The organism is Cupriavidus sp. 8B (assembly GCF_054589115.1).
Genome location: NZ_BAAILO010000591.1, coordinates 8,135 through 19,391, shown reverse-complemented (window position 1 = coordinate 19,391; position 11,257 = coordinate 8,135). Strand labels below are relative to the sequence as shown.

13 protein-coding genes and 1 pseudogene are annotated in these 11,257 nt (G+C 58.3%); 13 read left to right on the top strand and 1 reads right to left on the bottom strand.

The window, feature by feature from the left end; genetic code table 11:
- Positions 1-51: 51 nt before the first annotated feature.
- The 7 genes from ACYP5B_RS49745 (at position 52) to ACYP5B_RS49715 (ending at position 5,081) form a co-directional block, all read left to right on the top strand.
- Positions 52-900: a TonB family protein gene (locus ACYP5B_RS49745; RefSeq protein WP_459574837.1), complete on the top strand. Its 849-nt coding sequence runs from the start codon at positions 52-54 to the stop codon at positions 898-900.
- Positions 901-1,246: 346 nt separating this feature from the next.
- Positions 1,247-1,984 carry an energy transducer TonB gene (locus tag ACYP5B_RS49740; protein ID WP_459574836.1) on the top strand — a complete coding sequence of 246 codons (738 nt, stop codon included), beginning with the start codon at positions 1,247-1,249 and terminating at the stop codon, positions 1,982-1,984.
- Positions 1,985-2,101: 117 nt separating this feature from the next.
- Positions 2,102-3,265 (top strand): S41 family peptidase, encoded by a 1,164-nt coding sequence (locus ACYP5B_RS49735; protein WP_459574835.1) that lies wholly within the window; start codon positions 2,102-2,104, stop codon positions 3,263-3,265.
- A 122-nt stretch (positions 3,266-3,387) separates the two neighbouring features.
- On the top strand, positions 3,388-3,711 hold the full coding sequence (locus tag ACYP5B_RS49730) for a hypothetical protein (protein WP_459574833.1): 324 nt from the start codon (positions 3,388-3,390) through the stop codon (positions 3,709-3,711).
- A gap of 111 nt (positions 3,712-3,822) precedes the next feature.
- Positions 3,823-4,131, top strand: a complete 309-nt coding sequence (locus tag ACYP5B_RS49725) for a hypothetical protein (RefSeq protein ID WP_459574832.1) — start codon at positions 3,823-3,825, stop codon at positions 4,129-4,131.
- 196 nt (positions 4,132-4,327) lie between these two features.
- Complete coding sequence (locus ACYP5B_RS49720) at positions 4,328-4,750, top strand: tetratricopeptide repeat protein (RefSeq protein ID WP_459574830.1); 423 nt, start codon at positions 4,328-4,330, stop codon at positions 4,748-4,750.
- 67 nt (positions 4,751-4,817) lie between these two features.
- Positions 4,818-5,081: a DUF5076 domain-containing protein gene (locus tag ACYP5B_RS49715; protein ID WP_459574828.1), complete on the top strand. Its 264-nt coding sequence runs from the start codon at positions 4,818-4,820 to the stop codon at positions 5,079-5,081.
- A gap of 365 nt (positions 5,082-5,446) precedes the next feature.
- On the opposite strand, the gene ACYP5B_RS49710 is transcribed toward ACYP5B_RS49715, so the two are convergent.
- A complete protein-coding gene (locus tag ACYP5B_RS49710; protein ID WP_459574827.1) occupies positions 5,447-6,070 on the bottom strand; it encodes a hypothetical protein in 624 nt (207 codons plus the stop codon).
- A gap of 309 nt (positions 6,071-6,379) precedes the next feature.
- On the opposite strand from ACYP5B_RS49710, the pseudogene ACYP5B_RS49705 reads away from it, so the two are divergent.
- The 6 genes and pseudogenes from ACYP5B_RS49705 to ACYP5B_RS49680 all read left to right on the top strand — a co-directional run.
- A pseudogene (locus ACYP5B_RS49705) lies at positions 6,380-6,740 on the top strand (transposase); the annotation flags it as partial.
- Positions 6,741-7,218: 478 nt separating this feature from the next.
- The gene (locus tag ACYP5B_RS49700; RefSeq protein WP_459574826.1) at positions 7,219-8,490 is read left to right on the top strand and encodes a putative Ig domain-containing protein; all 1,272 of its coding nucleotides are present in this window, start codon (positions 7,219-7,221) and stop codon (positions 8,488-8,490) included.
- Between the two features lie 231 nt (positions 8,491-8,721).
- Positions 8,722-9,393 carry an energy transducer TonB gene (locus ACYP5B_RS49695; RefSeq protein WP_459574825.1) on the top strand — a complete coding sequence of 224 codons (672 nt, stop codon included), beginning with the start codon at positions 8,722-8,724 and terminating at the stop codon, positions 9,391-9,393.
- A 211-nt stretch (positions 9,394-9,604) separates the two neighbouring features.
- Entirely contained in the window at positions 9,605-9,985 is a 381-nt protein-coding gene (locus tag ACYP5B_RS49690) for a hypothetical protein (protein ID WP_459574823.1), read from the top strand.
- A 308-nt stretch (positions 9,986-10,293) separates the two neighbouring features.
- Entirely contained in the window at positions 10,294-10,542 is a 249-nt protein-coding gene (locus tag ACYP5B_RS49685; RefSeq protein ID WP_459574821.1) for an energy transducer TonB, read from the top strand.
- A 305-nt stretch (positions 10,543-10,847) separates the two neighbouring features.
- Positions 10,848-11,249: a GNAT family N-acetyltransferase gene (locus ACYP5B_RS49680; protein WP_459574819.1), complete on the top strand. Its 402-nt coding sequence runs from the start codon at positions 10,848-10,850 to the stop codon at positions 11,247-11,249.
- Positions 11,250-11,257: the final 8 nt, after the last annotated feature.

Sequence of the window (11,257 nt, the reverse complement as noted above, 5' to 3'; positions counted from 1 at the left end):
CCGGCGCGGTCTGCCGCACCTGCGGCACAGCCGGCGCCGGCTGTGCGGACTATGGCGATGACCCTGGAAGATCCAGCCAGCGGGGCGCGCACGACCTGCCAGGTCGTCCCGCCGGACTATAGCGAAAACGCGAGACGCAACGGCATGCGCGGGCGCCTGCGCGCCGCGCTGTCGATCCTGCCGGACGGCACAGTCAGTGGGGTCAAAGTGCGGCAAAGCACTGGCCACATCGAGCTTGATGACAAGGGCTTGATCGCGCTGATGCGGGCGAGTTGCACGCCGTTTCGGAATAGCGCCGGTCAGGCCATTGGCGGAACCGGCATCGCGCTGGTGACGTTCGCGTTGCAGCGTGCCGCTTCGGAGCCACCGCAGGTGCTTCCGCCGTATGAAGATGCGATCGCCAGGCTGATCCGCAGCCTCGACATCAGCGACCTGATAGCGATCGGGGTCGATCAGGGGCTGGCCAGTATGCCCCCCGGCATCACGCCGGAATTGAAGGCACGGATTCGATCGTGCACCAACTCCAGGCTGACACTGGCTCGCATCGAGCCAGTGGTGCGCCCCGTAGTGATCGCCTTGCTACCGTCAGACAACGTCGCACGCGTGGTTGCGATGACCGACCTGCTGCGCTCCGGCCTGAGCGTGAAGGCGCGGCAGGCCGGGGCCAAAGGCGAGCCGCTGACGCAGGCAGGCATCTCCGCCGAGGACGTGAGGGAGTTCGAGCGGATCGCGGCAGCGCCGGAGGCGCGAGCGGTGGTCGAGCAACGCCTGATCGACCGCATCCTGGCCGGCCTCAAGCCCGAGATGCAACAGATGGTGCGCGAAGCCTCGCAGGCTTGCCATCGCGAGCTCGAAGTCGATCAGCCGCGCATACAACTGAAGCGCGGGCGCGAAGCCTAAGCGGCGGCTCGAAGGCCCCTACGCAGGAGATGTCTCGCGCCGACCAGACCCTCCAGATGATGGCAAGGCCGTTGCCGGCCTCAGCACGCAGGCGTGAACGGGGGCGGACCAGGACATGCAGCCCCCTCTTTGGGGGATGGTTCTCGCCGCCTGCGAAGGCGACACTGCGGCCTGGCTACAAGGATCTGCGTCGCCTACGGCAGTGGCGATTAAGTTAGGAAGAAGAGGGGATGAGCGGATGAGTCACGGAAAGTGTAGGTGCCGCAGGGTCGCTGCCGGCGGGTATTTGGCGGGATTGCTGGCGCTGTCGGGTTGCGCCATGCGGCCGGAACACGCACCGCTGCCCATGGAGCAGGTCACGGCGATAGCGGAAACCTTCTATGCGGCCCCGGTCCGCGAACAATTGATTGCTGCGGCGCGCCAAGCTGGCTACGGCGAGCAGAACCAGCGATTCACCTGCGTAGCGTCGGTGGGCCACGCCGAGATAGCGCGGGCATTGGCACCGTCATTGTTCGAAGCCCTGGGCACGCCCCAGCTACGCAAGGTGGCTGCTTTTCTTGAAACACCCGCAGGCGCCTATTACCACTGGCGCGGGAAGCCGGGCGCGGTACGTGTTCACCTGCCCGCCCCGCCGCGCCCCGCATACGACGACCAGACCCTCCTCGCATTTGTGAACTCTGAGGCAGGGGCCGCCTTGGTCTCGCCGCTGCGTCCGGTAGCGGTGCAGCGGGCTGCCGACACACTGGAAGCGCAAACGTTGTCGCAATGCGCGTCAAATCCGCCGCCTCAGCCCACCGACCGCGTATTGCTTTCATTGAAAGAGTTGGCCTGCACCCCGCCCAGGCCGTTCTATCCTGCGGACGCACGGCGACGCAGCCAGTCAGGGACAGTGCGCGTCTGGTTGCTTGTATCCAAACAGGGCCGCGTCGAACTGACCGCCGTGTCGCGTTCCTCCGGCGTACCATCATTGGATGCCGCGGCCGAGGCAGCCGTGCAAGCCATGAACTGCAAGATATTCCGCACGGCCGATGGGAAGCCGGTGTCTGTTACCGCTACGCAGCCCATTGGCTTTGAGTTAAATTGAAGTGCTGGTGGCCGGTCCTGAGCACCATGACCTTGATCATGGGCACGAGGCAAAGGCAGAACAGGGCGGGCCGGGCACTGGCTCAGGGAATATAGAACATAGAAAAGCGATCAAAGTATGAAGATCCACTACCGTGTTATCGCAGGACTGCTCGTATTGCCGAGTCTTGTCTCTGCTCAGACCCAAGGGCCACTACCAACGACAGAGCTACGGGCCTTGGCGGACGCCTTCGGCGTCCTACGCCGGTCGTATGTGAAACCTCTATCCGGCGAGGAGATCCTGCAGGGCGCGATTCGCGGAATGCTGCGGGAGGTGGATCCGGAGGCAGGGGAGTTCCTGACCAAGGCAGACATTGATGACATGGGCCGGGCACCTGGGGTGGCGGACGGGGCGGTTGGACTCGAAATGTTGGTTCGGAATAACCAGGTCGTCGTGATGTCTCCGATTGCGGACTCGCCTGGCGAGAAGGCCGGAATCCGCCCTGGGGATGTCATTGACTCGATTGATGGGATGCCGTTGAAGAACAATCTAAGAATGGCTGTCAGGATGCTTCACGGTCCCGTCGGGAGTGTCGCGTCTTTGGAGTTGCACACCGGCGCCGATGGCCCGGTCCGCACCATGAAGATCGAACGCAAAAAGGTTCCGGCGCCACATGTTCGCCTCTCGATGGCGACCCCCGACATCGCTTCGGTCAAGCTCACGAGCTTCCTTTCCGAAACGCTACCGTCGATGGCCAACCAAGTGAGCGATCAGTGGCGCAAGAAGCCGTACAAGGCCATTGTTCTTGACCTGCGGCGCAACACCGGCGGCCTGCTTGAGACATCCGTTGGTCTGGCAGCGTTCTTCCTGCCCCCGCAGAGCTCGATCGCGAGTACCGAAGGGCGTGAGCCAATCACCAACGTGAAGTATGTCGCCGATCCATCGTCCTATAGCCGTGGCACGGATCCCTTCGCCGACGTACCGGCTCCGATTCGTCAACTCCCCCTCGTCGTTCTCGTCGACGAGGGAACGGCTAACGGAGCCGAAATCGTGGTCGCCGCGCTCAGGGACAATAAGCGAGCCAGGATCGTCGGCCGCAAGACGTTTGGCCGCACCGACATCCAGATGATTCAGCCGCTAAGCAATGGCGTCGCCATCAAGTTCACGGCGGCATACTGGTATCCGCCGTCGCATGAGGCTCTCGATCGCGTTGGCATCGTGCCAGATCGGCTGACCCCGACTGTCGATCCGCGGCGCGAGATGGACGCCGCAGTTGCCGAGGCGCGGGCGATGATTCAGTGATGGAATGACTGCAAATCGAATGGCCGCGGAATCGGACGGGTGCAACCGGCCTAGAGCATCGCTCAACCAGATCGACATCGAGAAAACTGTCGGTGAGTACTAGAATAAAACAGGGACGGAACATGGCTTTGACAATTCTCGTGGGTTATGCACTCGTCTACTTCGCCGGAAAGTATGGCGCCTATTTTCTCAATCTTCTTTTCAAGCGCGTGATTTTCGGCAACCTCCGGTATGCTGGTCTCGGCGCCCTCCTGATCGCTGGGATATTCGTAACCTGGCTTATCGGACGGTCCATAGCAGGGACGGGTGGCTATGCTTGGGGCTATTTGTTCGGAAGCTATGTCGTTTTTCCGATTATGGTGGTCACGATGGGCGTAGCGATCACCATCTGGCGCGAAGGTCGGAAAAATGGCGCCAGACAGACGACCCCAAAAAAGCTTTATTGACCACCTTCCTCAACGGGATGAGGATCCGTGTGCACGAGGGCAGAACGGCCGCGTCCACCCGTACCCCGCTGCCGGTCAGAAGAGGACATCCAATGAGGAGACAAAACGAGAATGGGACAAGCCGAATCCTGGCTTTTCGAAGGGTCACCGAATGTCGCCTGCTTCACCGTGCGCCCAATTGTTGATGGCCGTAAACCCCTTCTTATGGTCTCGCGCGATTTCGAAGACGGGGCATGGTCTTTCCTAACAGGCGAAGAGGTCCAAATGGCCGACGTACTTCTCGTGTCCTTGAGATCTATGGCAGAGCTTGATCCCAGTATTCTTGATCTCGCTGACCTGCAACCTGGCTGGATTGCGATGCGTAGACACAGCGGTGACCCGTGGCTGCGTGCGGTCAAAGAGCCCGACTGCGGCGGCTAACGTCTCAGTCCCGCCGACGCCAAGAGACCTCATGATCCTTGATGGATGACGTTGGCAGAGCTTTCATCGCGGTAGCAGGATGGCCCGCTTTGGGTCTGCCCCGGCCAGCGCCCGAGTTGGGGTAGCTTGCGGCCAAGATGAGTAATTCCGTGTGTGTATCATCTGTAAGCCGATCCACTGCCCCTGACCTTCTGCCATGCAACTCGACGAGTCGATTTATACAGTCATCAAGCGCCACTGCGCCGAAGGTGATCGTTTTGCGGACGAGCGCCAATATAGGTCGGCGGTAGGTGCATACAACAAGGCATGGGAACTGATTCCCGCGCCAAAGAACGACTGGGAGGCTTCAACCTGGATCCTAGCCGCCATTGGCGACGCGTGCTTTCTCGGTGGCCATCCTGCCTCGAGCAAAGAGGCATTCACATACGCGCTCACCTGCCCAGGCGGCTTAGGAAATCCCTTCATCCACCTGCGCCTCGGGCAGCTTTCGCACGATGCTGGCAATCTCGACGCGGCTGCAGACGAGTTGATGCGTGCCTATATGGGCGCCGGTGAAGATATCTTCGCGAAAGAGGATGTCAAGTACCTTTTGTTTCTCCGGACACGGGCAGTGCTGTGATTTGGCCGTGGCCGGCCAATGGCGGCCTTCTCGCCCTTCTTCCTGACCATATGAGACCAGAATAATTATGGGAAACGAACTCCAGCCTCCGCCGGCAGCTATCGACGTCAAAGGAATAGAGCTGCTGCGACTATGGGCGGCTGAGGGAGCTCAGCACGTATCCATTGCAACAAACGTTTGGAAAGACCCCGCTGCTTGGGGAATTGCTCTGGCTGATTTGATGAAGCACATCGCTCGGTCCTACGAAGCTCAAGGCGATCAGACCTACGAGGCTGCGCTTCATCGCATTAGGCAGGGGTTCGACGCAGAGTGGGCTAACCCGACGGACTAGAATTCGGCCAGCCTAGGAAGGGCGGTTCACGGCCAGCAACGGTCGTTCGCGCCTTACTAACGAGTGGCGGCAACAGCCTCTTCTATCATGGCTGCCGACATTCAGAGCGCCAAGCATCCCGGTCCGATCGAGCTCAAATAGATCTCAGCTTCTCCAGACCTCCCTCTCGTATAATCGCCAGGAATTCGGTGGAATTCGGTGGAGTTCGGGATTGGACCAAAGGGTCATCCACGGTGCCCTTGCTTGTTGCTTGGCCTAGAGCAATTTTATCTGTGCCGAGATCGCTGCTCCGCTCGTTAAGAATGCAACAGCGCCACCGGTAATCGTTGCTTGGTCGCATGCACCAAATTTCCATCTCCTGCGATTCAATGGAGGTTATCGCAACTCGTCGTTTCCATTGGTAGCGCCGTTGCCGTTGCGTTGCCGCCGGCATCCTTCTCGACCGAGTACGCGCTCGCGTCACATGCTGCCAGTTGCGTGTCACTGCCAAACTGAATATGTATGACGGAGGAGACCTTCGGTGTGAACTTGAGATACAAATCGCATTGCGCATATTTGTACTCGGTCCGCCAATTCTTCTTATTGAAATCCGCAGGTGTTTGAGTTACCAGGTGTAGCAGCATGGGCTTTGCCTCGATTGCAACCCCTCGCAACGTTCGCCCAGTCGGCAGCAAGGGCGACTCCATGCTTACTTGCTTGTAGTAGATCGGCACGCCGTCTTTGTAGCCAGCGATATCTGGAGCCTGATTGTCGTCACGGTCCGTCTTGTAGTAAATCCTCGATTGTCCCGAGCACGATCTGGGATCTTCGAAGATGCCGACGCCGATTGCAAAGTTGGACCGATTTTGCAGCTCGAGTCTGGCCACACTCGTTGTGGTGGGCTCTTTGTACGGTTCTGTCGAATACCGGCTACCAGGCGCGCCGCAGCCGGTAACGCTAACGACGAGTAAAAATCCAACAGATGTCGCGACATTCGGTAGCTTCTTCATTCGATCAAATTCATTATTGTCTTGTTGTCATCATTGTCTCCGTGGGGCGCGGGTGGACTCAATATTTTTCTGTCTCGCTCGAGAACGCCACGTTGCATTGTCCCAACAACGCCCTCGACCATTAGATGAACCTCGAACGTCTGCTTTGTCGGTAGCAGTCGGTGGGACGGCCTGTACCAGATCGCCGCAGAGCCGGCTACCATCTGTCCGACGTTGGCCAAAGAACTAAACCGCTCGCGCGGTAACCCTCCGGCCAGGCGCCGGGGAAACCGGGCCGGCAGCGCTGTTTCCTATGTTGAGCAGCGAGGCAACCTGCGCCTGGTTGCCCTAGACGAACGCGGCGTCACCTTCCGCTGGAAGGAATACCGCGCCAAAGGCCGCACCCGCTACAAGACCATGACGCTCGGCGCGGACGAGTTCATGCGCCCCTTCCTGTTGCATGTCCTGCCTGGGGGCTTTCATTGCATCCGCCACTACGGCCTGCTCGCCAACGCCGCGCGCAGGCAGACGCTGGTCAGGGCGTGCGCTGTTGCACGTCGAGCCTGCGGTCGATCCACCGCACGCTGTCGAGGCGCTGGTCGACCACGCCCAACCGACTATCGTCTGCCCGCACTGCGGCGCACCGATGTTCCTTGTTGACACCTTCGCTTGCGGACAAGCGATGCGCTCCATCAAGGCCAATATCGACTATCGGCTCTTGGGCAACCCGAGCCCGCAGGGGACGGCTGTGCCTGATGTCCCAATGACACAGTTTGTCGAGCAACGCGCCGTCCCACAACGGTTGGCCGCAAACACAAACATCTCTTGTTAAATACATTTTGGCTACTACCAATCTGTCTTTCGAAAAAAACCAATGCCCCAACCTTCGTAGGGTATGTCCCCGTTGCAACGTTCTTTCGTAACTTTCATGTTACATTCGCTGCCGATAATGACTGGTCAGAGGTCCCCCTACTTCAAGCGCACATGTTCTCTTCGCGTTGCAAGCCCGTTATGTCGCGTATTGGTGTGGGGCGGGCGGATATCTCACTCGCCTAGCTTCGGCCGTCGCAAATTACAGGTCCTTGTTCATAGTCACACTTCCCGGTGTACGGCGGGCTACATATATCAGGCGTGGAAGTTATCCAAACCAATAAGATCAAAAATTCTTCATGACTTTTTCAAGTTTCTTTGGACGCAAGGCCGTCCGGGTTATATGTGCCATTGCAATTGGCATCAATATCAATGCCTGCGGCGGCGGTGGTAGCGATAGCACAAGCAACGACTGTAGCGGCGGGAAAAATGTTTACACCGATTTCACGTACGCAAACGCAACCCAGACATTTATTACTGGCAAGCCTATTGCTCCCCAGACGCCAATCGCGCCAGGCGTTCCCAGCAGTTGTTGGAACTCCACGAATTTCAGCATCGCGGCAGGTAAATTGCCTACTGGCCTAACCCTCGATTCCAGGACTGGCGTCATCTCGGGTACACCCACTCAGGTTGGCATATTTGATTACCGCACGCAAATGACTCTCAACGGGTTTAAAGGGTCGGTATCGAATGGGATTAAGGTAGATGTTGCAGACCCTGCTAGCTACACGGTAACGAGCTGGCACAAGGTAAATGACAACCTGCCTATGACCGACGATTTCCGGTTGGATGGTATGGGAAGCAATCTAATTTCCGTGACAGCGGGGTTCTATTCGCGCACGATGGATACCTACCTGTCCTCTGATAGCGGTAAGACCTGGAATCTGTTGAATATTTCCGGACCGCAACCGTTCAGCAAGGAATTTGCCACGACCTCCGATGGAGCATCCCTCTATTTCTCCGGCGGGATGACGGATACTGGTTCGTTCCCCGGTGGTATCTGGAAGTTTGATGGTACGACATGGGTACAGCGCACGGCCACAGGTTTTCCGGCGCGCCGGCGCCACGCATTGATTAAGATGGGTAATAGCCTATATGTGATTGGCGGAACATCGCCCGCTGGCGCCCATCTGGGAGACGTTTGGGAATCAGTCGATGATGGTGCCACGTGGACCTATCTTGGCACGCCATTCTCCGGCCGCACAAACGTCTGCGCAGTTGGCTTCCAGGGAAAACTGGTGGTACTTGGGGGCACGGACGGGAGCCACAACTTCTCCGAAGTCTGGTCATCGGCGGACGGCATTACCTGGAGCCAGCAAGCGCTTGCGACCAACAGTCCCTTCTTCGGCGGCTCGCCATTTCTTCAGCAATGCGCGGTTGCGAACGGAAGGATCTATTTTTCCGAGGACATTGGGGTTGTATCCACAGCTGATCTCACGAATTGGAACTTCGAGCCCTTCCTGTTGGTTTCACAAAATGCCGTTCCGGGAATGGTTGCGCAGGGAGGGGCTCTCTATTTTGCGGATGGCGAAGGCACATCATCCCGAGTTCTCTACAGTTCTGGACCATGAGCGTGTCAAGGCATCATCGTTAGCACGTATCTTCCCCCAAGCCGGCTCGAATGAGCCGTGGTCGTTGTTTAATCCTCGGTGGTTGTGACGCTGGTCCCGAGTGCCCCTGAGGCTGCAATCTGGGTTCTTCGCTTTCTCCCGGGAGCCTCAGGGGCGCATCAAGAGTCAACCGGCCCGACGACCGTGTGGTCAAGCAAAAGCCACGGCCGAGATAGAGCCACAAGGTGGGCATTGGAACGAGAGACAGAATTCACTCCATATAAAAGCCTGGGAAACGATGACGCCACGAGCCGCAAATTTTCCCTGAGATTAATCATTTTTGTCAGGATTATCGACCTCGTCGTCAGAATGATCGAACTTCATCAGTCGGCGAGGAAAGTAGAAAAACGTATGGACTCTTCTTGCCACGCCGTCAGTCCGGTCTTGTCGCTGGTCGTTGCTGTAACAGTTCTTGCTGGGTGCGTCACAGCGCCCTTGCCAAACATGGGCGCAGCGACGGAGGCGCGCGGGGACCAAGTCATGCCCGACGATGCCGATCGCCTCCGCGAGTTGGCGAAGCTGCAACGCCTGGCAGCAGCAGCCAGCAACAAGGATGTGGCGAACTCTGCATCAGGCAATTGGGGCAAGGTTGTACCTGACTATTCCTATGCCGAACGTGTGCGCCGCAGAGTCAGGCCCAATATCGTTATCGACAAGGACATGGAGGGAAATCCAACTGCTGTCGTAGAAGTATGGCTTGCCCCGGACGGCGCACTGCTGCGGTCTCGCCTGACTAAATCCAGCGGGAACCCAGCCTGGGATACGATAGTGTTGCGAGCCGTTGAGCGCTCGGACCCATTTCCGCGTGCGGAGAATGGCAAAGCCCCGGCAGTCTTCACCATTACATTCCGGCCGAAGGATTGAAGTTTAGTGGGCTGAATCATGTTCTTCGCCGATCTATGGGGAACGCCATGAGACCATCTAGGGTGCAGGCTGGACGGAAGTTTTGTGAAGGGGCGATGGCCGACTTCGGCCACGAACAGCCATTCGATACCGTGGCTGAACTCGTCGGAAACCGTGTTGACGCGAGGATAGAATGTCATCTTCGAAAAGAATCGATAGTGCATCTGCGGACGTGGAAAACCTGATAGAGGGCAAGGTGTTTCGCACCTATGAAGGAGAAGAGTTCGGCATCCTCCGTGCGACCAACAGCAGCAGTCCGGATGACCTCAAGAGCGGCGGGTGGATACCGTTCGCCGAGGATGGCTGCGGCAACTTCTTCGCACGCCGGCACGACAGCTTCGTGTTCTGGGACCACGAGACCGGCGAAGCTCTGCTACTCGCCGTTGGCGAGGAGCGGTTCCTTGCGGGCATTTGCGATCCTTCACCGGTTGAGCTCAACGCTCACCAAGTCAAAAGCGCTTGGATCCATCCCGACTTAGCCCGAGATTTGGGCGAGGTCCGGACGTCCTGGAACCTCCGAGCGAGTAGGGGTATCGGCGCCCCCGTGCCGTAAGAACGAATATTTCCATGTCTTGTCTTAGACCCGACGCCGAACAGATGTCCACTTCCTATATATTCACAGCCGCCATCTTCTTTCTTGTACTTGCAGGATGCGCTAGCCCCAACGATCCAGAGTCCCTGTCCGCGACAACATCCAGCCCAGCGGTCGCTCCCACCAGCGAGGTCGGGTCCGGCGAGGACGATGCAGAAACCTGCAGAGCGCGGTTTAACACATCGGAGAAGGCTCTAGCTCTTTGCCGCCTACAAGGCACTGTGGCCAAGCATGATGCCGAAGTCGCTAAGACCGGCAGCCGGCCGTCCATGCCCTACAAGGATCGACTTTCCGCCAAGATCGCGCCGAATGTTCCCAGCATGAAGCCCACTGGCACTGGTAAGACCGTGGTGCTGGTGTTTCTGGCCCCCGAAGGCGAGGTTCTGATGACGCGCATCGAACACTCCAGCGGCAATCGCGAGTGGGACAAGGCAGTTATCGCCGCCCTAAAAAGCTCCAGCCCACTTCCAAAAGACGACAACGGCCGAGCACCTTCCACGATTCGCCTGGCATTCTGATTGGCCGCCTTTTCGCGTTGGAGCAGTTACTGTGTCGCTTGTAGCGAGCACCTGAGATCCTTCTCCCGCAATGGCCGTTCAGGGTCGCGAACGGCCGTTTGACGCTGACTGGCGAACGGCAGTTGCTCGGCCATAACTGCCACTTGTGGCAACAAGACGATGATGGCGGGTGTCCGCCATCGGGCGAGTTCGACATTGGACCGGAGTCGGCCAGGAACGGTCATCCGGCGAGGCTGCTGCTATGCGATACTGGAGCGCACTCGGTGCTACCCGTCCCAGTTGCACTTGCAAATAGAAGGTTCTCTATGAGCGATCCAGACATCATTGTTACCGAAGTGATCGACGAAGAGGCTGCCGCAGTCATTGGTGGAGGCCTTGACAGTTTTAATGATCGGTCCGTGGGGTATAGCGATCGCCAGTCGCTTGCCGTGCTCATTAAAGATCCTGAGACCGGGGAGGTACTCGGCGGAGCAACGGGCCGGTCGTCTCTAGGCTTGCTATTCCTCGACCTACTCTATCTTCCGGAATCCCTTCGGGGATCGGGCCTCGGCACGCGCATTTTGAAGAGGTTCGAGGAGGAAGGCCAAAAGCGTGGATGCCGGTCAGCGGTTGTCTATACGATCAGCTTTCAGGCTCCAAAATTCTACGTGCGTAATGGATGGCGGGTTTTCGGCGAGATCCCTTGCGCCCCAATCCACCCAAGTTAAGCAGCCTC